Genomic DNA, 22,622 nt, shown 5'->3' on the forward strand with positions numbered 1-22,622 from the left:
CCAGACCGACACAGGCGTCTCTCCTCCCGATTTTACGCGGGAGCAGAGAGTCTCGGTTCGACTCCGAGAGTCGGCATAAAGGCGGCCAAAGCGGTGGGGCAACACCCGTACCCATTCCGAACACGGAAGTTAAGCCCACCAGCGTATCGTGAAGTACTGGAGTGAGCGATCCTCTGGGAACCACGAGTCGCCGCCTGTCCATTCATACGGGAGACAACTCCCTTACAGCCCACGGACGCTGCGTCCGTGGGCTTTCTTTACGTATTGAAAGCCGCGGCACTCGCGACGCGAACTTCCGAAACCAGCAGCAGCGCTGGCGAGTAATATTGGAATCACGTTGTAGCGCTCGCAGGTACTGACACGTCGGACTTCCGAGTCCTTACCACTTGGCGGCAAGTCCGTGGTCAAACCGTAACGACCGGCTAAGTCGCCGTTTCGTCGATATTCATATCAGTACTGATAACAATATCCATAAGTTTATCAGTTTTGTCGGTGAAGCTAACGTATCATGGTCGGCCCGAAGGACGCCGGAGCCACGGTGCGGCTGGCTTGTGGGGATCCCCCGTCGGTTCGCGATCGGACGGCTTCGGACCGCGTCGTGTCGGTGTTGTTCGGGAGCGACGTCGAAGCCTGGCGAACCGGTTGGGATCGGATGGCTGCGGGACCGCCGAATCGGGAGGCGGTGGTGGACGCGAGCGACGTCGCCCGGAGCGGGACCGCCGCGTCGACGCAAGTCGTACCGAACGGCGGACTCGCATACACGGTACTCGGACGTGCGGCCGGAGGTGAACGGGTTCTTGACGCTGTCGCAGACCATCTCGACGACGCCCCCTCGGGGACGGTCGATCTGCTAATTGACGACCTCGCACCCGTCGCCGAACGAGAGGGGATCGGCTCCGCGATCGCGTTCGCGAACCGACTCTCGGACCGGTTTGAGGGACAAGCGAATCGGATCGCGATTGGGTACTCTTTCGAGGGTCCCGCAGAGTTTGTCTCTCGGATCGGCGCTCGCGTCGGTTCCGTCACCGGCGCCGACGCGGAGACGGTAGCGGCGGTCGAACGGCTCTCACGTGACGATCCCACGACCTTCGGGTACGTCCGTCGCCACTGGGACGAGGCCAAGCGGGGAATCGAGGAGTGCGATCGGAACTACCCTCAGTCGAAGCAGGTTCACGCCGTGCTGGCGGACCCGGAGACGACGCCGCGAACGCTGGGAGCGGCGCTGTCGGGGTTAGTGACGCTCGGTGCGCTCGACACGTGGAGCGAGACCGTGGGACCTACCCGATACGATCTCACCGCGTACCGGCCGAACCGGGCGTGGGCCGTCGGCGTCGCGATCGAGGCGGACGCAGCCGATGACTGAGTCGGGGATCGAACTCGGTCCACTGCGCGGAGATTGTCTCACTCGTCCGCCGTGCCGACGCGTTTGAGGTCGGCTTCTACCACCGTGCCGTCCGGTTCGATCGTCACGCTCCCGAGGGGAGCCGTCTCCCCCGTCTCGTACCGTGCGGCGACGGCCTCCAGAGTCGAGCGTCGGTCGAGTCGCTCCCACACGGTTTCGGCCACGAGCGATTGAAACGCCTCGGGGTCGGTCCATCCTGCGTCGATGTCGGAGGGAACGCCGACGACGACGCGGAGCTCCGTCTCGGCGACGCGGATGCCGACCCCGAACGTGTCCGCACACATGATTCGCCGTTTGCGTCGAGGGGTGAAATCTCCGTCGGCGCGTCCGTCGGACGCCGGGACTTCTCCGTCGACTGCTCGGCCGCCTCTCAAAACCCGTAAGCGCCCGCCGCTCGAACGGCCGCGAGACCCGATGACCTCGAAGCCGGCGGTGTCACCGAAGGGAGGACTGGCGGCCGCGGTCGCCGCCGTGAGCGCGGGCGCGATTCTGGTCCGCTTGAGCGACGCGCCGAGCTCGGTCGCCGCGTTCTACCGGGTGTTGTTCACGACGCTGCCGCTGGCCGGAATCGCCGCGTGGCGGTACCGCGGAGAGTTCGCGCGGATTCGGTCTCGGGACCTCGCGTTCGCGGTTCTGTCCGGAGTCGCACTTGCGGTCCACTTCGCGGCGTGGTTCGAGAGCCTGCGGTGGACGAGCGTCGCCGCGAGCGTGACGCTCGTTCAGGCCCAACCGGTGTTCGTCGCGCTCGGCGCGTGGCTGCTGTTACGCGAGCGCGTCACGCGCCGCATGACTGCGGGTATCGCGGTGGCCGTGGCCGGGATGGCGTCGATGTCGATCGGCGACTTCCTCGGCGGCGTGGCGATCGGTCCCCGTCCGCTGTACGGGAACGCGCTGGCGCTGTCCGGCGCGGTCGCCGCCGCGGGCTACGTGTTGGCCGGGCGTTCGCTTCGCCAACGCATCTCGCTCGTCCCCTACGTCACGGTTGTGTACGGCGTCTGCGTGCTCGTTCTGCTCGGGTTCGTCCTTGCCGCGGGGCACCCACTCACCGGCTATCCACCCCGAGAGTGGCTCCTGTTCGCGGGGCTGGCGGCGGGTCCGGGGCTGCTCGGTCACACCGTCCTCAACTGGGCGCTCGCGCACCTCGAGTCGAGCGTCGTCTCCGTCTCGCTGCTCGGCGAGCCGGTCGGCGCGACGCTGCTCGCGTTCGTGTTGCTGTCGGAGACGCCGACGCCGGCTACCGTTGTCGGCGGCTGCGTCGTCCTTCTGGGTATCTACGTCACGGCGGCCGCTGACCGGGAATAGCGTTTTCAGCGCCGATATTTTGGGATAAACGTTGAAGCCCGCCGACCGGCTGGTGCGAGTATGGATCGGCGAACAGTCGTCGCGTTCGTGGGCGACGACGCGAGCGCCGGTGAACGCGTGTCCTGCGCGGTCGATGCCGTCTGGCAGGGACCGGACGGACCGACGTTTCGCGCGCTCACTCCGGGCGATTTCGACGCGGATCGCGACGGGGAGGACCCCCTGAACGCGACGTGCGGCGTGGTCGTCACCGTCGCGGCTGCGACCGACGACGCGGTGGGGGACCGCCTCGCGATGCTCCCGTCGAACGTCCCGGTGATCGCGCTCGTCGAGGACGCGACGACGGCGACGATTCGCACCCTGTTGTCGGCCGACGTGGACGACGTGGTGGACGCCGACGACCGGGAGTCGAACTCGGACGGCGTCGACGACACCGGCCCGCTCGCCGAGCGTCTCGCGAACCGAGTGGACCCCGACCGCGTCCGGCTCGGGGACGACGACGTCGCCCGCCTCGCGGAAGTGTTGCTCGACGCCGGGACGACGCTGATGAGCACGCGAACCGACGAGGTCGGGACGAAGATCGAGTGGACGATGGAGAACGTCGGCGAACACGCCGAACTCGACCGGATCGTCTGTTACCGAGAGGACGACGGACAGTTCGTGCCCGCGTACAGCTGGTGTCCCGACGGGTTCGAGCCGGCGCCGAGACCGTTCGACGACTTCCCCGACCCGGACCGGCTGTCGACGTTCGGCAACGTCGCGCGCTCGTCCGCCTCCGTCCCGCCTCTCGGCGACGAGGCCGAGACTACGGCCGAGGAACCGCCGGCGACGGTCCACGTCCCGCTCGTCGTGGACTGGGAACTGAGCGGGATCGTCGCGTTCGAGTCCGCCGACCGCCGCGTCTGGACGGACGACGAAGTCGACCTGTACCGCACTCTCGGCGACCTGGTCGCGCACACGATCGCGCGCAACGACCGTCGGGTGGCGCTCCGACGCCAGGCCGAACAGCTCGAACAGTTCAGTGCCGTCGTCTCACACGATCTCAGAAATCCGCTCAACGTGCTCTCGGGGTATCTCTCCCTCTCCGAGGACGAGATATCGCCGGCGCGCTACGACGCTATGAGCGGCGCGGTCGACCGCATGGAGACGCTGATCGACGACCTCCTCATGCTCGCGCGCCGCGGCAAGGCGATCGGTGACACGGAACCCGTTCCGATCGAGGCTATCGCGGAAGACGCCTGGCAGTCGGTTCGCGCGCCCGACGCGACCCTCACGATCGCGGACGAGGTCGGCCGCGTCGAGGCGGACCCGAGTCGTCTTCGGCAGGCGTTCGAGAACCTCTTCCGCAACGCGATCGACCACGGCGGTCGGGACGTCGAAATCGAGATCGGCCCGATCGCCACAGAGGGAGACGGCGGGGGACTGTACGTCGCGGACGACGGTCCCGGGATCCCCGTCGAACTCGTCGACACGGTGTTCGACTCGGGCGTCTCCTCGGCCGACAGCTCCGGGATCGGACTGGCGATCGTCGACCGGATCGTCGAAGCGCACGAGTGGGACATCGAGGCGCGAAACGACGACGGTGCCGTTTTCGAGCTCACATTCGGCGCGGACGCGACGCGGGCCGCGTCGCCGTAGGACGCTCGATCCCGGGGCCGGTCGCTGGCGCTCAGTTCTTCGAGAACCGCTCGACCGTCCGTCGGTGCCGGTCGCGGAACATCCCTTCGAACCCGATCTTCGCCGGCGGGCCGGCGGCGTCGCCGAGCGGTCCGAGCGGCAGCCGATAGGTGACCGTGTCGACGAGCAGGGTCTCGTCGTCGGCGGCGTAGAACGCGTGGGTGTGTTCCCAGCGCCGGAACGGGCCGCCTTCCATCTCGTCGACGAACCGGGCGGAGCGCTCGGGCGGCGTCTCTCCGTCGGGATCGCGCTCGACGATCCGCGAGGTCCACCGCTGTCGCGGGCCGATCCCGAACGGTCTGATCGACATCCCTATCGTCGACCCGGCGACGAGGACGTCGGGATCGGGCGATCCGTCCGGTCCCTCGACGTCGCCGACACGGAGGCGCATCCAGTCGGGGGTGAGCTCTCGCAGTCCGTCGACGGTGGAGTGAAACTCCCACACGTCTTCGATCGGGGCCGGCACCCGAGTCGTCCGCCTGTACGTCGGCATACCTCGGATACGGGTCGGGCGGACAAAAAGCCGTCTTCGGCGGCGGTCCGGGACCGAAACCCGCATGTCCGAGCGCGCCCTGGCCGCAGACGATGGAACGCGGGGCGATCGACGTCGGCGACCTGGCTGGACCGTTCGACCTTCAGGCGACCCTGGAGAGCGGACAGAGCTACCTCTGGAACCGCGCTGACGGCGACGCGTACGCGGAACTCCACGCCAGCGGCGGCGACGCGTGGTACGAGACCGTCGTCGACCCGATCCCCGGCGTGACGGACGAGCGCGCAGCGGTCCGGGTTCGCCAGGAGGGGGGCGTCCACGACGGAACGCTCCACTGGGAGGCGTCGATCGACGCCGAGCCGCTGTTGACGCACTTGCTCCGGCTCGACGACGACCTCGACGCGATCTTAGACGCCACGCCGGATCTCCCCCTACTGGAGCGCGCGTACGACGCCTACGAGGGGATGCGGCTGACCCGCGATCCGGTCTTTCCCTGTCTGATCTCCTTTATTTGCTCGGCGCAGATGCGGGTCGCCCGCATCCACGGCATGCAGCGGCGGCTCCGGGAGACGTACGGCGACGCGGTCGCGCTCGACGACGAGACGTACCGGGCCTTCCCGACGCCCGAGCAGTTGGCCGCGCGCACGGAAGACGAACTCCGCGACCTCTCTTTGGGCTACCGCGCGCCCTACGTCCAGCGCACCGCGGAGATGGTCGCGACCGGCGAGGCCGACCCGCTGGAGGCGGCCGACCTCCCCTACGAGGAGGCCCGCGAGTCGCTCACGCGGTTCGTCGGGGTCGGGGACAAGGTCGCCGACTGCGTGCTGTTGTTCTCGCTCGGGTTCCTCGAAGCGGTGCCGCTGGACACCTGGATCCGCACCACCATCGAGGAGTACTATCCCGACTGCGACCGCGGGAGCTACGCGGCCACCTCCCGCGCGATCCGCGATCGCTTCGGCGACGAGTACGCCGGCTACGCGCAGACGTACGTGTTCTACTACCTCCGCGCCGGCGGCGAGTGATCGGGGGTCCCCGAGAGCCGCCCGCCACGGCTCCCGACTGTCGGCCGCGGCCGAAGTTTGATACTCGTTCGCGTGGTAGCTCCGGTCGTGATGGACTGTCGAGTCGTCGTCGAGGCCGCGGTTCCGGTGTACGACGTGGAAACCGTCGACGAGGCGGTCCGGATCGCCATCTCGAAGACGGGCGAGATGCTCAATCCGGATCTCAACTACGTCGAGATCGATACCGGAACGCGGACGTCGCCGAGCGGCGAGCAGCTCGATCCGGCGTTCGTCGCGGCCGACGAGGCGCTCGTCGCCTTGGAACTCCAGATGGACGTGTTCAACGTCGACCGCGGCGAACACGCCAGCCGCGTCGCGCGCAAGGAGATCGGGAAGCGCCTCCGGAACATCCCGCTGAAGGTGCTCTCGGTCACCGAAATCGATCCGGAGGAGAGCGACCGCACCGACGGACCCGAGACGGCCGAAGGGGAGTCGGCGTCGAGCGACGACGAGCCGGCGACCCGCGACGACGAGGAAAGCGTCGGAAACTGAACGCCGGTCGGAGCGACGTGTCGACCGACCCGGGATCCCGATAACCAGAGAGCGGCCGCTACGCTACGTGGGTGTCGGAGCGGTCGGCGAGGAGCAGTACGCGGTAAGCGTCTCAGTCGGCCGTCGGGGCCAGCGGCTCCGATTCGGACGATTCCATCGGCTCGGTGATTCCCTCTGTCAGCTTGAAAACGGCCGCCTTGTGGTCGGTCTTCGACTTGTGAATCGATGTCGGTTTGACGCCCAGTTCCTCGTAGGCTTCGAGGTCAACATCGTCGTCCCAGAACTCGCACTGTTTTCGTACCTCCGCGAGGAGACCGTGAAGATGGATGAGCTCCTGCTTCTTCATGAGTACCAGTCCTTTGCTACCGGAGGTTTATATTATTATCTTGAGTAACGTTACCATACTGTTCGCGTATTTCGTGAGTAGCGGGGCGGAGAAGTGGTTTCTCGATGAATCATTAAGGATCGTTCACCGATGTTCGTAGCCGTGCGAAACTGATGCTACGGAACCGATGATCGTCGACGACGAACGGCTCGGACTGTGCGGCCCTCGGTCAGTTACTGAAACTGCTTGACTGCCTCGAGATCGCGTTCCGTCCGCATGAACTCGGTCAGGCGCCGCGTCGCGTGACACGCCGAACAGCTGAAGTTGGACCGAAGATCCTGAAGTTCGGCGGGATTGTCCTGCCACTCCTTGCCGCACTCCGGACAGACCAGTCTGACGAACGCGTCCACCATGCCCCCGCCTACAGCGGGCCGCGTTAAAAACGTGGGTGGCGAACCGCCGTACAACAGGTCACTGCCGGTGACGGGTCAGGCGGGGACGTCGCCGCTCGCCTCGAGCAGTTCCTTGTACCGGTTCCGGATGGTGACCTCGCTGACGTCGGCCACGTCGGAAACCTGACTCTGGGTCACCTTCTCGTTCGACAGCAGCGCGGCGGCGTACACGGCCGCGGCCGCGAGTCCCACCGGTGACTTCCCGCTCGTGATCCCCGCGCTCGCGGCGTCGTCGAGCAGTTCCCGGGCCCGTCGCTCGGTCTCGTCCGAGAGATCGAGCCGCGAGACGAACCGCGGGACGTAGCTCGTCGGGTCCGCCGGCTTCACTTCCAGCTTCAGCTCGCGGACGACGTAGCGGTACGTCCGCGTCAGTTCCATCTTCTCCACCCGCGAGACCGCCGTGAACTCGTCGAGGCTCCGAGGGTTTCCCACCTGACGCGCGGCGGCGTACAGCGCCGCGGTCGCGACGCCCTCGATGGAGCGCCCGGGGAGGAGGTCCTCGCTCAGCGCGCGGCGGTAGATGACGCTGGCGGTCTCGCGGACGTTGTCCGGGAGGCCGAGCGCGCTGGCCATGCGGTCGATTTCGCCGAGCGCCTGCTTGAGGTTACGCTCCTTGGAGTCGCGGGTGCGGAACCGCTCGTTCCACGTCCGGAGCCGCTGCATCCGGCGTCGCTGCCGTCCGGAGAGCGACTTGCCGTAGGCGTCTTTGTCCTGCCAGCCGATGTTGGTCGACAGCCCCTTGTCGTGCATCATGTTCGTCGTCGGGGCGCCGACCCGAGACTTGCTGTCGCGCTCGCCGGCGTTGAACGCGCGCCACTCCGGCCCGCGGTCGACCGAGTCCTCCTCGACGACCAGGCCGCAGTCGCTACAGACGGTCTCGCCGTGTTCCGTGTCCGTCGCGAGCCGCCCGCCGCACTCCGGGCAGGTCGTCGTCCGCTCGCTCTCGCGCTCGGTCGTCGTCTCCTCGGCCTCCGCCGTCTCTTCGGCCTCCGTCGACTCCGCTCTCGTCCTCGTTCGCGTGCGCTCGCCGCTGGCGGGCGCGTCGCCCGGGTCCGCGAGTCGCTCTCGTTCCGTGCCGCCGTCGCTGTAGGTGTCTGTCTCTGTCATGGGTTTGCCTCCGACGATCCCTCGACGAAAATACAGCGAGGTCCGCGAATCGCCAGTCTGTTAACGTATAGTTAGTCACCAAGGTATTTAAACTTGTTTATACGCGAACCACACAGAATCGACGCGAAACGCCTCCGAAGGCAGGCTGCGTCGTCAACTGGCCCGAATACGCATCGCCCGTAACCGTCCGGGTTCGGAGAAGAGAGCCGCACGACCGTATATATACTTCACTCTCGCAGGCGTCGAACGCGGAAGGGATCGACGCGTCCGGAGTCTCACCGGTTCCGGCTCACGGGGAACGCCACGCGGTCGGGGTTATCGTTGAACCGCTCTAAGATCCGCTCGTACAGCCGGTTCTTCACGCGCTGGCCGCGCCGCGGGTGCGTGAGGTACCGGACGCGAAGCTCGACCCACGACTCCTCCTGTCGGACGTTGACGCTCGGGCCGTCGTGGACCTCCAGTTCGACCGGCGTCTCCGCGAGCGCCTCGCGGTAGGCGGCGATCCCGTCCGCCATCTCCCGGCCGACCAGATCGGTCGCCTCCTCGATCATCACCGAGCGCGCGAACTCCAGGTCGGTCTCGTAGGCGACCTGGACGGCCACCTCGTTCCAGACGTACGGCGACCCGCCGCCGCCGAAGTTGACGACGTTCGACGAGAGGACGACGCTGTTCGGGACGGTGACCACCCGCCCGGAGGGCTGGTTCGTCGTCACCAGTTCGCCGTTTATCTCCCACAGCGTCGTCACGAGGAAGTCGACGCCGATCACGTCGCCTTTCGCGTCGTCGATCCGGACCCGGTCGCCGACGCCGAATGGCTGCTTGACCGCGATGTACACCCACGCGATCAGCGATAAGAGCGGCTGCTGGAGCGCGAAGGTGATCGCGAACCCGATGACGCCGAGCGAGAAGAGGAGTCCGAGCCAGTTCTCCGTCGCGACCGCGAGCGTCGCCACAGTCCCGACGACGCCGAACGCCAGCCGGAGGAGGTTCCGGACGTTGTGCGCCCGGCGCTTGCTCGCAGAGCGCGTCAGCACGCGGACCGCGAGCAGGTAGCTCCCGTACACCAGCCCCGCGACGGCGACGACGAGAAGCGACCGGCCCACCACCACCGGCGCGGGGTACCCGCCGATCGGCGGCCAGTTCGCGAGCGCGTCGGTCGTCCCGGCGATCGTTCCGGCGATCCCCGCCAACAGCCCGACCGCGAGCGACGCGAGTCCGAGTGGACGTCTCACGCTCGTCGCTCGCGGCCGACCGGCAAAACGGTTGTGCCGTCGCGGACGCGGGAGCCGCTCCCGTCTCCGACCGTCACACGCCGCCCGCGACGCGCGCGAGCGCCCCGGCGAGCACCCCGGTCGCGGCGGCGCAGTCCGCCCAGTCGGTCCACTCGCGGGGGTTGTGCGAGATCCCGTCGCGCGAGGGGGCGAAAAGCAGCGACGCGTCGGTGACGCGCGCGACCCGCATCGCGTCGTGGGCGGCGCCCGAGTGGAGGTCGATCGCCTCGCGGTCGGCCGCGTCGGCGGCGGCGTGGGCGGCCTCGCGGAGCCGGTCGCTCATCGGCGTCGGCGCGACGTCGAACGGGCGCTCGAACGCGGTCTCGACCCCCCGCTCGCGCTCCAGCCGCGCCAGCGAGTCGCGGGCGGCGTCGGCGATCGTCTCCATCGATTCGGTCTCGACGTCGCGAACGTCGACGCCCGCCTCGACGCGCCCGGGCACGACGTTCGTCGCGTTCGGCTCGACCGACAGCGATCCCACGGTGCCGACCGCCGACGGCGACGACGACGCCACGACCTCGTTGGCGGCGGTCTCGACGTCCAGCACGAACTCGCTCGCGGCCGCCAGCGCGTCGGTGCGCTCGCCCATCGCGGTCGCGCCCGCGTGGTTGGCCTCGCCCTCGATCGTCGCCTCGCAGTGGGTGATGCCGGTGATAGTCGTCACGACGCCGGCGGCCGCGCCAGTCGACTCCAGCGTCGTGTCCTGTTCGACGTGGAGTTCGTAGAAGGCGTCCCACGACGCGGGATCCAGCGTCGTCCGCTCACCGTCCGCGTCGGTTGGCGTGACGGCGTCGACCGCGCTCCCCCCGCGGTAGCCGATTCGGTCGAGGGCTTCACCGAGCGTCTCTCCGTCGGGATTCGACAGCGCGAGGGCGTCGTCGAGCGCCAGTTCGCCGGTCGCCACGGTCGAGCCGAGCAGCCCGTTGCCGAACGTTCCACCCTCCTCCTCGGTGAAGCTGACGACGCCGACCGGTCTGTCGGGTTCGAACCCCTCGTCGCGCATCGCGCGCACCGCCTCCAGCGCGGCGTACACCCCGAGCGGGCCGTCGAAAATCCCGCCCTCGGGGACGCTGTCGAGGTGGCTCCCCGAGACGACCGGCGCCGCGTCCGGGTCGGCGCTCGCCGGGGTCCACGTCCCGAGAATATTGCCGACGGCGTCGACGGTGACGTCGAGGCCGGCGTCGCGGAGGCGCTCGACCAGCCGGTCTCTCGCCCGTCGGTTCGCCTCGGTACCGGTCCGGTTCGTTCGCGCGTGCGCGTCAGGGTCGTCCGTCTCGACCCGGCCGAACGCCGCGTTCGCCTCGATGTCCGCGCGGAGCCGGTCTGCGTCGACTGGGAGTCTCATACCGGGACCGGGCGCCGCGGGATCAAAACGGTTCGGTCTCCGGCGGTCGCGTCGGGGTCCGATCGGGCGGGGTCGATCGGGTCGGCATCAACGGGTGGGAACGTCACCGCACCCCGAACACTCTCCGAGCCCGTGAGGTAATCAGGCCGTCACCCGTACGATCCCTCGCCCGTTGATAAACGGCCCTCCACCGCTTTCGTCGACGTGTGCTTCCGCCGGTAGCGGAGCGAAAATCCACGCTCCAGACGTGAGATGGGATCGACTATCTGAGAAACACGCAAGAGTCAACTATTTATTCGCAATCTCATTAGGGAATCTAATGGTAGACGACGGAACCGATCTCCGCTCGGTACTCGCCAAGCGGGACGATATTCTCGCGTCTCTCGCGGAGTCTCCCGCGCGAAAGCCGGAACTCGTCGACGAACTCTCGGTCTCGCGGTCGACGGTCGACCGCGCGATCGGCGAACTGACCGACGTCGACTGCGTCGTCGCGGACGGATCCACCTACAGCGTGACGAAGGCCGGCCATCTCGCGCTCGCCGAGCGAACGGAGTACGTCGCCAGCACCGACGCGATCGGCCGCGCGAGCGGATTACTGAAGCACCTGCCGGCGACGGCCGAGATCCCCCCGGTGTTCTTCAAGGGGGCGACGGTGACGCGATCGGAGCCGCACGCGCCCGATCGGGCGGCCGCGGCGAGCGCCTCGCTGCTCACGGAGGCGACGAGCATGCGGGGACTCGCCCCGACCGTCCTGAAATCGGACGTCTTCACCGTCGACGGCGAGCTCGAACGCGACGATCTGACCGTCGAAATCGTCGCCGAACGGAGCGTGATCGACTCGCTCAGGTCGTTCCCGGCGACGCCGACCGAATCGCTGCTCGGCAGGGAGTCGCTGTCGCTCTACGAGTCCGAGACGAGCCTCCCGTACGCGCTGTGGATCATGGAAACCCCGGAGGGAGACCACGCTGGCATCACCGTTCACGATTCCGGCGGCAGCGTCGCCGGCATGATCATGACGCAGTCGGAACCGGCTCTCAGATGGGCGAACGACCGGTATCGGGAGTACAAGCGGCGGGCGTCGCCCGTCGCCGTCACCCCGGACTGAGCTACGTCGGCTCCCTCGACCCCGTCTCTTCAGAGACGCCCGGTTCGAAACGGTCGGTAGAGAGGGACTGCTTCGTGACTAATGACCGTAATTTAAGAGAATCGGACAAAACGAGTGTACCGTGCCCTCCTCAAAACGCATTGCGGCGGCGTTGGTACTGATCGGTATACTCGGATTGGCGTACTCGGTGCTGACCAGACAGGAGTTAATTGGGGCGTGGGTGACGATTTCAGCGTTCGTCGTCGCGGTACTGGTGTACTACGGCGATGCCGAACGTCATACGCTCGCTCGCGCTACGATCGCTGTCACGGTCGTCTATGGCGTTTTCACGGGCCAGCTTCCGATGGCTGTCATCGCCGCCTGCGTTGTCTACCTCTCCGCGTGGCTCACCGGACCGGACGGTCCGTTCAACGCGCCTGATACGGCGATATTCCCGGCTAAACGAGCGACTACCGAGGAGTCTGAACACACTGATTGACGGCCGTGATCCCTTGTCCTGACCGAAGCCGGGTCCGGACATCTCCCACTGAGATCCCGAGAGAGTCAGCGTTCCGTGGTCGTGTCTAACGGGGACCCTGTTCGACGAGCGACGCCGCGGACGATCCGGAAAACACTTGCCTCCGGCCGTTCTGGAATCGGTCGGCATGTCCCCGTTGCTCCTCTAAGGCGCGGCCGCCGGTATCGTCCTCCTGATCAGCCTCGTGTTCCTCGTCGTCCACCTCGCGCTGATCGTGTGGACGTACTCGGACGCGGAGTCCCGCAGCGACCACCCGCCGATCCTCTGGGCGCTCGTCGTGTTCTTCGCCCCGATCCTCGGGGTGTTGCTGTACCTCATCATCGGCCGGAACTCCTACTAGACCGCCGTCCTTCGCGGTCGTCCGCGAACGACGACTGATACAGACACGGACTCACACCCCTCTGAGCACGCTCGTCGCCCCGACCGTCTCGGCGACGACCCACGCGACGAACAGCCCGTAGGCCGCGAGCAGCGCGTACGACTCGCGCGCGGTGAGCGCGAGGCTCGTCCGGAGCGTCACGAAGAGCAGGACGGTCGCGCCCGTCAACACGCCGAGCATCGGCACCGCCGTCGAGAAGTTGACGGCGACCTCGCCGACGATCAGCACGCCGAGCGGGATCGCGACGAGCAGGTCGAACGTGTTCGACCCGAGGACGTTGCCGAGGCTCGTCGCGCCCCGGTCGGCGCGGGCGGTCCGGACGCTCACCAGCGCGTCCGGCAGGCTCGTCGCGGCCGCGACGACCGTGACGCCGGCGAGGAACTCGGGGATCCCGAAGGTGACGCCGAGCGACTCCACCGACGCGACGAGGCGCTCGACCGTGACGACGATGAGCCCGAGTCCGGCCGCCAGTTTCGCCCACTCGCGGCGGACGTCGACCCCGTCGCGGACCCGGTCCATCGCCGCGTCGTCGACGTCTTGGTACTGGATAAAGAGGTAGAGACCGTACAGCGCGAGGGGGATGACCGCGAGCGACCGGGGCATCGTCCCGACGATCGGCTCCGACGAGACCGGGAAGTAGATGGCCGCGAGCGCGAACGTCACGACCAGCGCCGACACCGCGAGCATGTAGAACTGCGCCTCCTTGTACACGATCGCTCGGTTGGCCTCCAGTTTGCCGTCGCCCCCGAGTCCGGACACCGCGGGGATCACGAGGACGTTGAAGATGGCCGACCCGACCAGCGCGCCCACGCCCATGTCGAAGACGCCGGTGACGGCGGTGACGAGCACGCTCACCAGCTCTGGGAAGCTCGACCCGATCGCGACGACGATCGACCCCTGAACCACCGCCGGCAGGCCGTAGTACCCGGAGAGCGTCTCGGCGGCCTCTTCCAGCCAGCCGCTCCCCAGCCAGATGAACCCGGTCGCGGCGACGATCACCAGGACGTGGACGGTCGGCGTGTCAGGGAGGATCCCGGTCACGGCTCACCGCACGTGTTTCCCGCCCAGCTCCCACAGCCGGTCCGCGATTTCGTCGTCGAGCGCGTCCCGGGTGACGCGCCACTCCCAGTTGCCGTCCAGCGTCCCCGGCTCGTTGAACCGCGCCTCGCTGCCGAGTCCGAGCAGGTCCTGTAGCGTCGTCACGGCGAGGATCGCGTCCGAGGCCCACACCTCGTCGATGATCGCCCACTCGCTCGGCTCGTCGGGGTCCGAGCCGACGTTGTACCGGAAGCAGTCGCGCTGTTCGGGCGGCAGGTCCTCGAAGTAGCCGACCCACGTGTCCGTGTCGTGCGTCGAGGTGTAGCCGACGACGCCCTCGTCGTAGTGCATCGGCTGGTACTCGTTCCCCTCCGCACACCAGTCGGCGTACTGCGGGACGCGCATTCCCGGGAAGCCGAACTCGGCCATCAGCCCGTCCATCGCCGGCGCCTCGAAGCCGAGGTCCTCCGCGATGAAGGGGGCCTCGCCGAGCTCGCGCTCGACCGCCTCGAACAGGTCGCGGCCCGGCCCGTCGCGCCACTCCCCGTCGCCCGGGTCGCCGCCCTCGGCGGGGATCGCCCAGTACTTCGCGAACCCGAGGAAGTGGTCGAGCCGCGCCACGTCGGCGAGCTCGAACAGCCGGCGGAACCGGTCGAGCCACCAGTCGTACCCCGACTCCGCGAGCCGGTCCCAGTCGTACAGCGGATTCCCCCAGCGCTGGCCGGAGTCGCCCGCGTTCGGCGGGACGCCCGCGACCGCGGTCGGGCGGTTCCCCTCGTCGAGCCGGAACGCCTCCGGGCTGGCCCACACGTCCGCGGAGTCGAGCGCGACGTAGATGGGCACGTCGCCGACGATCGACACCCCCTCCTCGGCCGCGACCGCGCGCAGGTCGCGCCACTGGCGGTCGAACGTCCACTGGACGAATTCGCGGAACCGGACCTCGCGGGCGTGCTCGTCGCGCGCCTCGGCCAGCGCCTCGGGGTCGCGCGTCCGCAGCGGCTCGGGCCACTCGGTCCAGACGTCCTCCGGCCGCGCCTCCGAGACCGCCCGGAACAGCGCGTAGTCGGGGAGCCACGGCTCGCGCTCGCGGAACGCGTCTATCGCCGCGCGGTCGTCCTCGGTCGCCCGCTCCTCGAAGCGATCGAAGGCGGTCCGCAACAGCGGGAGCTTGTACTCCCGGACCGCGTCGTAGTCGACGCGGTCGGTCGGGAACTCGGGGACCGGCTCTAGGTCGTCTCGGTCGAGCCAGCCGTCGTCGACGAGTCCCTCGGGGTCGACGAACAGCGGGTTGCCGGCGAACGCCGACGGCGACTGGTACGGCGACTCCCCGGCGACCGAGAGCGTCGGGCCGATCGGACAGATCTGCCAGTGGTCGACGCCGGCGTCGCCGAGGAACGAGAGGAACTCGCGCGCGCCCTCGCCGAGGTCGCCGATCCCGTACGCCCCCGGCAGCGAGGTGACGTGACAGAAGACGCCGTCGGAGCGGTCGAATCGCATACGCCACCCTGCGATCCCCACCGACTCAAGCGTTGCGTCCGCCCGGGTCGCGTCCGAGCGAACCGCACCGCGGTCGGCCGCGGGGAGATCGATCGAGCGGTCGGCCGCTCACTCCGCTTCGACCGGCACCACCGCCACCTCGTCGACGCGGATCCGCTCGGTCCCGTCGCCGTCCTCGACGACGCACCGCTCGCCGGCCACCAGGTCGCGCTCGCCGTGGTCGAGTTCGACCGCGACGCTCGCGTCGGCCGGCGCGAAGTTGAGGACGACGACGAGGTCCTCCTCGCCGTCGCTCCGGCGGAACGCGACCACGTCGTCCGGGTGGACGTCGCCGCTGGCGACGATCGGTTGTTCCGAGAGATCGCCGCTCGCGACGTGGTAGCCGACGCGGTCGAGTTCGCCCGCGGGACCGAGCGCCGGGTGCTCCCGGCGCGTCTCGAGCAGTCGCTCGTAGCGGTCGCGGACCTCTTCTCGCGCGTGGTCCCACGCGATCGCGTCGCGGCGGCCGCGCTGGCCGATCTCCTGGCCGGCATACACCATCGGGACGCCCGGAAGCGTCATGATCGCCGCGCCAGCGGCGGCCGCGGCCGCGTCCCCGCACTCGACGCGGTAGCGCGTCTCGTCGTGGTTCTCGATGTACTGGAGGAACTCCGCGTGGTCGGGGAACCCGATCTCGGCGCGCCCGTCGACCGCGTCGAGGACGGTCGCCGCCGGCTCCGCGCCCCGGCCCACCTGTCGGAGCTGGAAGTACAGCGTCGCGTCGAAGTGGACGTCGAACATCCCCTCGTGGAACCCGGGGATGTACGGGATCGTCTCGTCCATCAGGAGGAACTCCCGGTCGATGTCCTTCACGCGGTCGCGCAGTTCGCGCCAGAACGAGTCGGGGACCGCCCACGCCATGTCGCAGCGGAACCCGTCGACGAGCGGCGCCCACTCGTCGATCACGTCCAGCAGGAACCGGCGTACGTCGAGGTTCGCGTGGTTCAGGTTCGCGATCAGCTCCCAGTCGAAGTAGGTGCCCGGCTCGCCGGACGCCTGCCACTCGTAGCGGTCGCGGAACGGCGAGTCGGGGTTCCGATACGCGTCCCGAAACCACTCGTGGTCGCGCGCGGTGTGGTTGGCGACGAAGTCGAACAGCACGCGCATCCCGTGGTCGTGGGCGGTGTCGACGAGCGCCTCGAAGTCGTCGCGGTCGCCGAGGTCGTCGGCGGTGTCGAAGAAGTCGACGATATTGTAGCCGTGCGGCTTCCCGTCGTGGCCGAGGACCGGCGTGAGCCAGAGCGTGTCGACGCCGAGTTCGGCAATCTGCGGGATCCGCTCGGCGATCGCGTCGAACGCTTCCCCCTCCTCGGCGTCCGCGAAGGTGCGGACGAACACCTCGTAGACGGCGGCCTCCCGGGTCCACTCGGGCGGGTCGTTGAGTCGCCGCGTCTCGAAGTCGGGCGTGTCCGGCGTCAACACGGCCTCGCCGCCGGCGGCCTCGCCGATCGCAGACGCGCCGTCGCCGGCGCGCTCGACCGCGGCCGCGTCGGCGACGCTGACCCGCGGGTTCTCGCCCGGATCCCTCGCGACCGCGACGGCGTGAACCCGAAGTCGGTCCGGCACGGCGTCGAGCGGCACGCGGAGCTCGCGGCCGTCCTCGCCCACGCGCAGCGCGTCTCGGGGATTCGACCGACCGTCGGCGACCGCGGTCTCGACGTCGCGGTCGTCGACGACGAACGTCACCGTCAGGTCGTCGGCGTCGAGCGTCGACTCCGGGTTCGGCGTCGGAACCGCGGTGAACACCGCCTCGCCGGCGCTTTCGCCCGACGGATATTCGGTCGCTTGCCCCGCCGACTCCTCCCCGTCGAACGCGACGCTCGCGTCCACCTGGACCCGCGGGCGACCGACCCCCTCGTGTCGCTCCCGCGCGGCGTAGTCGCTCGGTATCCCGTCCGCGTCGCGGTCGCGTATCGCGGTGCCGCTCCCGCCCGCGACGTCGACGCCCTCGTAGCTCGCGGCGAACGCGCGCACCGTGAGCAGGTGGTCGCCGTCCGGCGCGTCGAGTCCGAGCAGGTAGCGACCCGGCACGTCCGGGGTGAACCCGGTCACGGGGGCGTCGCCGACGGTCGCCTCGCTGTCGGGCGGCGCGTCCGCGACGCGCCACGCGTACGTTGCGTCCGGGTCCGGGTCTCTCGGTGCAAGCTCCGTCCGCTCGCCGGTCGGGAGGAAGCGCGGGGGTCCGGGGTGGTGCATGTGACGGCCATCGACGCCCGGGGCCTTCGGTGTTGCTCTTGTTCCGGTGCCACTCAGGGTAGCGACGCCCGGCACGGACGGTCCCCGCCGCGGTCGTCAAGGCTTTTACTCCGGCAGGCGCAGGGCGCGTATGCGACTGCGTACCGCCCTTACGGAACATGAACGTCGGCGCGGGGAGCGCTACCCGGCGGAACACTCGATGACCGCCGGTGCGTTCACCGGCGATGACGGCCGACTGGTCCACGTCGGGCCGGACGGGACCGTCCACGACTGTTCGTACTCCCTCTCCGGCGTCGGCGGCGCCGACCGGCTCCGGATGGGGATCACCGCCGGGCGCGGCGTCCGCTGGTTCGACGACCTGGAGACGACCCGCCAGCACTACGACGGGGACACGCCCCTCGTCGAGACCGAGTACGACGCCGGCCGCTACACCATCCACCAGTTCGACCTGGTCGTGAGCGACACGCACCTCACCCACGTCGAACTCCGCGGCTCGCCGCCGGCCGACGCCGAGCTGGTCGCCGCCTACGCGTTCTCGCCCGACATGGTCGAGGGCCGCGTCGGCAACATGGTCCACGAGGCCGCCGGTCCCGAAGACGGCGGCGTCGTCGAGGTGTATCACCGCACGGAACACGACTTCCTCACCGCCTCCACCGGTCTCTCGAACGCCCACGGCCAGCGGCTGCGGACGATCCCGGAACTGCTCGGCGAGGGCGAGGACGGCTTCCCGCACCGCGGCGAGATCGACCGCCGCGAGGACTCCCGGCTCACCCCGGACGTCGTCGTCCGCGCGCCCTTCGAGCGCGACGGGCGGACCGAGCGAGTCACCCTCGCCGGCCGGGCCGTCGTCGACCGTCGGGAGGCCCGCGACACCGGCGACGACGCGAAGGACGCGCTCACCGACGGGGCCGACCGCCAGCGCCGCATCGAGGCGGTGTCGAACATCGCCACCGCCTACCTCGACGCCGACGACCTCCGCGAGGCCGCGGACGGCCGCGGGCCGAACGTCCCCGAGGACGCCCCGCGTCGGTCGGTGATCGCGAGCGACCTCCGCGCGCTCGACCTGCTCACCGCGGAGTCCGGCGCCCGGATCGCCGCGCCCGAGTTCGACCCGTTCTACTCCACCTCCGGCGGCTACGGCTACACGTGGTTCCGCGACGAGGCGACGGTGTCGACCGCGCTGCTCGGCGCGAGCGAGGAGCTCGACCTCGACGCCGACGAGGAGCTGCTCGCGGCCGCGAGCTTCTTCTGTCGCACGCAGGACGCCGACGGCTCGTGGCCCCACCGGGTGTGGGCCGACTCCGGGAAGGTCGCGCCCGGCTGGGCGAACGCCCGCATCGAGGGAGCGAACGGAACGCCCGGCCCGAACGACCAGCTCGACCAGCCCGCGACGGTCGTCGCCTTCTTGGCGACGCTGCGCCGCGAGGCGGACCTCCCGGCCGAGTGGCGCGACCGGATCGACGAGACGATCGCCGACGCCGTCGGCTTCCTCCTCGAGACGACCGAGGACGACGGGCTGCCCCGCCGCTGTCAGAACTGCTGGGAGAACGCGCTCGGCCGGTTCACCCACACCGGCGCCGAGTACCTGCGGGCGTTCGCCGCGGTGGCGCGCGCGCCGGTCGGCGAGGAGCTCCGGGCCGACGCCGCGGACGCCGCGGACGCGGCGCTGTCCGGTCTCGACGCCCGCTGGAACCCCGAGACGGAGCGGTTCCTCCAGCGCGCGAGCGAGGAGAGCCAAGACGCCCGCGCCGACGCCAGCACCTTCGCGCTCGCGACCGCCGCCGCGGAGTACGCCGCCCTACTCGACGACGAGTCCGCGGCGGCCGGCGGTAGCGACGCGCCCGCCGACGACTCCGCGCCCGCCGACGACTCCGCGCCCGCCGACGACTCCGCGGCTACTGACGGCTCGGGCGCCGGGTCGATAGAGTCCGTCGAGGCGAGCGAGTTCGACCGGTTCCTCGACCGCGTCAACACCCACGTCCGGCGGTCGATCGACGCCCTCCGGCGCGAGACCGCCTCGGTGGAGGGACTCGTCAGGTTCACCGGCGACGACTGGCGCACGGCCGAGCAGGGCGCCGCGAAGGTGTGGTCGATCGCGACGCTGTGGGGCGCGAGCGCGGCGGCGACGCTCGCGGGCGTCGTCGAGGAGCGCGGCGGCGCCTCCGGGCCGCTGTTCGCCGACGCCCGCGAGCTGTACGCGCTCTGTGAACCCGACGGTCCGTTCGTCAACGAGGCGGGACTGTTCGCGGAGCAGGCGTTCGACGACGGCGATCTCGACAGCGCGACCCCCATCGCGTGGTCGCACGCGCTCCGGATCGACGCGACGGTGACGCTCGCGAGCCACGGCGAACTCCCGGTCCCGCACGACCGCGAGACGGGTCCCGAGGCGGCGCCCCACTGGACCACCGGTCGGAAGTTCGGCGTCGGCACGCCCGCGGACTACGAGAGCGACGAGCCGGTGCCGGTGTGGTTCACGCTCACCGAGGGTGCGCTCACCGAGGCGCGGTTCCCCCGGATCGACGTGATGAACGTCCGGACGTTCGACTTCCTCGTCGCCGACCCCGACTCCGAGTACGCCGTCCGGACGTTCGACGAGACCGACCACGTCGCGACGACGGAGACGGTCGAGCGGACGACGGAGCCGGCGGCCGACGACGCGCTCGCGTACGTCCAGACGATCCGCGAGACGGGCGACGGCCACGGCCACAGCTGGACGCTCAGAGTCGAATACGCGGTCGACACCGACGGGACCGCGATCCTCGCCGACGTCCGGTTCGAGGGGAGCCGCGAGTACGACGTGTACGCGCTCGCCGACGCGACGGTCGCCAACGTCGGCACGAACGACCGCGCCGAGCGCGTCGACGGCGACGCGGGGGCGCACCTGCTCGCGCGCAAGGACGAGCCCGACCGCGACGCGGGCAAGCTCGTCGACGACGAGGGCGAGCCGTTCGACCCCGCGCTCGCGCTGGCGAGCGGCGACGGGTTCGACTGGGCGAGCGCGCTCGCGGCCGGGAGCGAGGCGGCGGACGCGCTGTTCGGCGACGGCGAGCGCGGCGCGGAGTCCGACGAGGCGGTCGGCAACGTCGTCCTCGCCGGTCTCGTCGGCAGCGGCGAGGCGGTCGCGGACACGGTCGCGCTCGGCTTCGCCGAGGCGTCGGACACCGCGGCCGCGCTCGGCGAGGCCGAGGGGGCGCTCGCCCGCGGGTTCGACGACGCCGTGGACGCGTACGCCGAGACCTGGCGCGCGTGGCTCGCTGACCGCGAGCTTCCGGACTCGGTCGCGGGCGACCCCGACCTCGCGGCGCAGTACCGCTTCGCGCTGATGACGCTGGCGGCCGTCGAGGACAAGGCCCACGACGGCGCGGGGATCGCAAGCCCCTCGGTGCCGTGGGGCGAGACCGAGTACGCCGCGGAGGACCGCGGCTACGGCTACAACTTCGTCTGGTCGCGGGACCTCTACCAGGTGTTCACGGCGCTGATCGAGATGGACGAGCTGGAGCGCGGCGCCGACGCCCTCGCGTACCTGTACAACACCCAGCAGGACGACGACGGGTTCCTCCCGCAGAACACCTACATCGACGGGCGGACCCGGTGGGGCGGCGAGCAGATGGACAACATCGGGTTCCCCTCGGTGATGGCGTGGCAGCTGTACGAGCGCGGCGTGACGCTCGCCGACGCGGGCTACACCTACGAGCAGGTGAGCCGCTCGCTCGATTATATCGCCGAACACGGTCCCGAGACCGCACAGGAGCGCTGGGAAGAGGAGGCCGGCTACTCGCCGTCGAGCATCGCGGCGGAGATCGCGGGCCTGGTCTCCGGCGCGGCGCTCGCGCTCGCGGAGGCCGACCGCCGCGACGGAGCCGAGTCCGGGAGCGACGCCGCGGCGTCGCCCGGCTCGCTCCGCGCCGACGCGCTCGCGTGGCTGGCGCTCGCGGACGACTGGACCGCGCGCGTCGAGGACTGGTGCGCGACCGCGACCGGCACCGACCGCCACAGGGAGACCCCGTACTACCTCCGGATCACGGCCGACGGCGACCCCGAGGCGGGGCGCCCCCGAACCATCGCCAACGACGGGCCGACGTACGACGAGCGGGAGATCGTCGACGGCGGCTTCCTCGAACTCGTCCGGCTGGGGATCAAGCCTGCCGACGACCCGGTCGTCCGCAACTCAGTCTCCGTCGTCGACGACTCGATCCGCGTGGACACGCCCCACGGCGCCGCCTGGTACCGCTACGTCGGCGACGCGTACGGCGAGATCGCGGTCGGCGACCCGGGCGCGCCGTGGGCCGGAACCGGCGACGGCCGCGGGCGCCTCTGGCCCATCTTCACCGGCGAGCGCGGCGAGTACGAGCTGCGCGCCCGCGCCGACGGTCCCGACGCCTTCGGCGGCACCGACGACGAGAAGCTCGACCCCGAGGCGCTGTTGGAGACGATGGCCGGCTTCGGCAACTCCGGACGCATGCTCCCCGAGCAGGTGTGGGACCGCGAACACCCGACGAAGTACGGCTGGGAGTTCGGCGAGGGAACCGGGGGGGCGACCCCCCTCGCGTGGTCGATGGCCGGCTTCGTCCGGCTGGCGCACGGCGTCGACGCGGGCGAGCCGGTCGAGACGCCGACCGTCGTCCGCGAGCGTTACGTCGAGCGCGGCCGCCCCGCCGGTCCCGACCTGACGGCCACAGCCGAGTTCGTCGAGGACTCCGTCGTCGTCGCCGGCGAGACGGACGCCGAGTGCGTCGCGGTCCACACGCGGAAAATCTCCCGTCTCGTGACGCTCGACGACGACGGCGCGTTCGAGGTCGACCTCGACGCGGCGACCGACGCGGACACCGTCGTGGTCGCGGCCGCGACCGACGAGGAATTCGAGACCGCCGGCACCGCGGTCGAGCGAATCCGGCTGTAGCCGCGGGCGAACCGCTTTCCCCGCCGGTCC

At 69.8% G+C, this 22,622-nt stretch carries 19 protein-coding genes and 1 rRNA gene; 10 read left to right on the plus strand and 10 right to left on the minus strand.

From position 1 onward, the window contains the following. The first annotated feature begins 77 nt into the window (after positions 1-77). Together rrf and J2744_RS00010 are read left to right on the plus strand one after the other, a co-directional pair. Positions 78-199 (plus strand): 5S ribosomal RNA (gene rrf, locus J2744_RS00005). Between the two features lie 453 nt (positions 200-652). Beyond that, the gene (locus J2744_RS00010) at positions 653-1,363 is read left to right on the plus strand and encodes an RNA-binding protein (protein WP_209542942.1); all 711 of its coding nucleotides are present in this window, start codon (positions 653-655) and stop codon (positions 1,361-1,363) included. A gap of 38 nt (positions 1,364-1,401) precedes the next feature. On the opposite strand, the gene J2744_RS00015 is transcribed toward J2744_RS00010, so the two are convergent. After that, positions 1,402-1,686: a hypothetical protein gene (locus tag J2744_RS00015; RefSeq protein WP_209542944.1), complete on the minus strand. Its 285-nt coding sequence runs from the start codon at positions 1,684-1,686 to the stop codon at positions 1,402-1,404. A 130-nt stretch (positions 1,687-1,816) separates the two neighbouring features. On the opposite strand from J2744_RS00015, the gene J2744_RS00020 reads away from it, so the two are divergent. Both J2744_RS00020 and J2744_RS00025 read left to right on the plus strand, forming a co-directional pair. Further along, positions 1,817-2,704 (plus strand): DMT family transporter, encoded by an 888-nt coding sequence (locus J2744_RS00020; RefSeq protein WP_209542946.1) that lies wholly within the window; start codon positions 1,817-1,819, stop codon positions 2,702-2,704. 60 nt (positions 2,705-2,764) lie between these two features. Continuing rightward, positions 2,765-4,339 carry a sensor histidine kinase gene (locus J2744_RS00025; protein WP_209542948.1) on the plus strand — a complete coding sequence of 525 codons (1,575 nt, stop codon included), beginning with the start codon at positions 2,765-2,767 and terminating at the stop codon, positions 4,337-4,339. A gap of 31 nt (positions 4,340-4,370) precedes the next feature. On the opposite strand, the gene J2744_RS00030 is transcribed toward J2744_RS00025, so the two are convergent. Next, positions 4,371-4,871: an SRPBCC family protein gene (locus J2744_RS00030; RefSeq protein WP_209542950.1), complete on the minus strand. Its 501-nt coding sequence runs from the start codon at positions 4,869-4,871 to the stop codon at positions 4,371-4,373. Between the two features lie 92 nt (positions 4,872-4,963). Between J2744_RS00030 and J2744_RS00035 the strand changes: the two genes are divergently transcribed. Continuing rightward, positions 4,964-5,890, plus strand: coding sequence for a DNA-3-methyladenine glycosylase family protein (locus J2744_RS00035; RefSeq protein ID WP_209542952.1), 927 nt, complete (start codon positions 4,964-4,966; stop codon positions 5,888-5,890). 90 nt (positions 5,891-5,980) lie between these two features. Continuing rightward, the gene (locus J2744_RS00040; protein ID WP_209542954.1) at positions 5,981-6,421 is read left to right on the plus strand and encodes a DUF555 domain-containing protein; all 441 of its coding nucleotides are present in this window, start codon (positions 5,981-5,983) and stop codon (positions 6,419-6,421) included. Between the two features lie 112 nt (positions 6,422-6,533). Here the strand turns inward: J2744_RS00040 and J2744_RS00045 are convergent, their stop codons facing one another. The 5 genes from J2744_RS00045 to J2744_RS00065 form a co-directional block, all read right to left on the minus strand. After that, positions 6,534-6,767: a UPF0058 family protein gene (locus J2744_RS00045; protein WP_004598519.1), complete on the minus strand. Its 234-nt coding sequence runs from the start codon at positions 6,765-6,767 to the stop codon at positions 6,534-6,536. Between the two features lie 212 nt (positions 6,768-6,979). After that, complete coding sequence (locus J2744_RS00050; protein ID WP_096392845.1) at positions 6,980-7,159, minus strand: DUF7836 family putative zinc-binding protein; 180 nt, start codon at positions 7,157-7,159, stop codon at positions 6,980-6,982. A 75-nt stretch (positions 7,160-7,234) separates the two neighbouring features. Continuing rightward, positions 7,235-8,305 carry a transcription initiation factor IIB gene (locus J2744_RS00055; RefSeq protein WP_209542957.1) on the minus strand — a complete coding sequence of 357 codons (1,071 nt, stop codon included), beginning with the start codon at positions 8,303-8,305 and terminating at the stop codon, positions 7,235-7,237. A 275-nt stretch (positions 8,306-8,580) separates the two neighbouring features. After that, the gene (locus J2744_RS00060; protein WP_209542959.1) at positions 8,581-9,537 is read right to left on the minus strand and encodes a mechanosensitive ion channel family protein; all 957 of its coding nucleotides are present in this window, start codon (positions 9,535-9,537) and stop codon (positions 8,581-8,583) included. Positions 9,538-9,610: 73 nt separating this feature from the next. Continuing rightward, on the minus strand, positions 9,611-10,921 hold the full coding sequence (locus J2744_RS00065) for a Zn-dependent hydrolase (RefSeq protein WP_209542960.1): 1,311 nt from the start codon (positions 10,919-10,921) through the stop codon (positions 9,611-9,613). 319 nt (positions 10,922-11,240) lie between these two features. On the opposite strand from J2744_RS00065, the gene J2744_RS00070 reads away from it, so the two are divergent. The 3 genes from J2744_RS00070 to J2744_RS00080 all read left to right on the plus strand — a co-directional run bounded on the left by J2744_RS00070 (position 11,241) and on the right by J2744_RS00080 (position 12,883). Continuing rightward, on the plus strand, positions 11,241-12,026 hold the full coding sequence (locus J2744_RS00070; protein ID WP_209542963.1) for a helix-turn-helix transcriptional regulator: 786 nt from the start codon (positions 11,241-11,243) through the stop codon (positions 12,024-12,026). Positions 12,027-12,147: 121 nt separating this feature from the next. Then, positions 12,148-12,504 (plus strand): hypothetical protein, encoded by a 357-nt coding sequence (locus tag J2744_RS00075; protein WP_209542965.1) that lies wholly within the window; start codon positions 12,148-12,150, stop codon positions 12,502-12,504. 202 nt (positions 12,505-12,706) lie between these two features. Further along, positions 12,707-12,883: a PLDc N-terminal domain-containing protein gene (locus J2744_RS00080; RefSeq protein WP_209543956.1), complete on the plus strand. Its 177-nt coding sequence runs from the start codon at positions 12,707-12,709 to the stop codon at positions 12,881-12,883. 51 nt (positions 12,884-12,934) lie between these two features. Here the strand turns inward: J2744_RS00080 and J2744_RS00085 are convergent, their stop codons facing one another. The 3 genes from J2744_RS00085 to malA form a co-directional block, all read right to left on the minus strand. Continuing rightward, positions 12,935-13,963, minus strand: coding sequence for a sodium:calcium antiporter (locus J2744_RS00085; protein ID WP_209542967.1), 1,029 nt, complete (start codon positions 13,961-13,963; stop codon positions 12,935-12,937). Between the two features lie 3 nt (positions 13,964-13,966). After that, on the minus strand, positions 13,967-15,457 hold the full coding sequence (malQ, locus tag J2744_RS00090; protein WP_209542969.1) for a 4-alpha-glucanotransferase: 1,491 nt from the start codon (positions 15,455-15,457) through the stop codon (positions 13,967-13,969). A 108-nt stretch (positions 15,458-15,565) separates the two neighbouring features. Further along, on the minus strand, positions 15,566-17,692 hold the full coding sequence (gene malA / locus J2744_RS00095; protein WP_209542972.1) for an alpha-amylase MalA: 2,127 nt from the start codon (positions 17,690-17,692) through the stop codon (positions 15,566-15,568). A gap of 130 nt (positions 17,693-17,822) precedes the next feature. Here malA and J2744_RS00100 point away from each other — a divergent pair, with 130 nt between their 5' ends. Further along, a complete protein-coding gene (locus J2744_RS00100; protein WP_209542973.1) occupies positions 17,823-22,592 on the plus strand; it encodes a glycoside hydrolase family 15 protein in 4,770 nt (1,589 codons plus the stop codon). The last annotated feature ends 30 nt before the right edge of the window (positions 22,593-22,622 follow it).

This window comes from Halorubrum trapanicum (genome assembly GCF_017873555.1).
Taxonomy (GTDB): Archaea; Halobacteriota; Halobacteria; order Halobacteriales; family Haloferacaceae; genus Halorubrum; species Halorubrum trapanicum.

What these genes read in the sequence shown, in the direction of transcription:
- J2744_RS00020 (WP_209542946.1), top strand. Translation starts at nt 1,817, where the DNA reads ATGACCTCGAAGCCGGCGGTGTCACCGAAGGGAGGACTGGCGGCCGCG.
- J2744_RS00045 (WP_004598519.1), bottom strand. Translation starts at nt 6,767, where the DNA reads ATGAAGAAGCAGGAGCTCATCCATCTTCACGGTCTCCTCGCGGAGGTA.
- malQ (WP_209542969.1), bottom strand. Translation starts at nt 15,457, where the DNA reads ATGCGATTCGACCGCTCCGACGGCGTCTTCTGTCACGTCACCTCGCTG.
- malA (WP_209542972.1), bottom strand. Translation starts at nt 17,692, where the DNA reads ATGCACCACCCCGGACCCCCGCGCTTCCTCCCGACCGGCGAGCGGACG.
- J2744_RS00065 (WP_209542960.1), bottom strand. Translation starts at nt 10,921, where the DNA reads ATGAGACTCCCAGTCGACGCAGACCGGCTCCGCGCGGACATCGAGGCG.
- J2744_RS00010 (WP_209542942.1), top strand. Translation starts at nt 653, where the DNA reads ATGGCTGCGGGACCGCCGAATCGGGAGGCGGTGGTGGACGCGAGCGAC.
- J2744_RS00055 (WP_209542957.1), bottom strand. Translation starts at nt 8,305, where the DNA reads ATGACAGAGACAGACACCTACAGCGACGGCGGCACGGAACGAGAGCGA.
- J2744_RS00040 (WP_209542954.1), top strand. Translation starts at nt 5,981, where the DNA reads ATGGACTGTCGAGTCGTCGTCGAGGCCGCGGTTCCGGTGTACGACGTG.
- J2744_RS00100 (WP_209542973.1), top strand. Translation starts at nt 17,823, where the DNA reads ATGCGACTGCGTACCGCCCTTACGGAACATGAACGTCGGCGCGGGGAG.
- J2744_RS00070 (WP_209542963.1), top strand. Translation starts at nt 11,241, where the DNA reads ATGGTAGACGACGGAACCGATCTCCGCTCGGTACTCGCCAAGCGGGAC.
- J2744_RS00050 (WP_096392845.1), bottom strand. Translation starts at nt 7,159, where the DNA reads ATGGTGGACGCGTTCGTCAGACTGGTCTGTCCGGAGTGCGGCAAGGAG.
- J2744_RS00025 (WP_209542948.1), top strand. Translation starts at nt 2,765, where the DNA reads ATGGATCGGCGAACAGTCGTCGCGTTCGTGGGCGACGACGCGAGCGCC.
- J2744_RS00030 (WP_209542950.1), bottom strand. Translation starts at nt 4,871, where the DNA reads ATGCCGACGTACAGGCGGACGACTCGGGTGCCGGCCCCGATCGAAGAC.
- J2744_RS00035 (WP_209542952.1), top strand. Translation starts at nt 4,964, where the DNA reads ATGGAACGCGGGGCGATCGACGTCGGCGACCTGGCTGGACCGTTCGAC.
- J2744_RS00015 (WP_209542944.1), bottom strand. Translation starts at nt 1,686, where the DNA reads ATGTGTGCGGACACGTTCGGGGTCGGCATCCGCGTCGCCGAGACGGAG.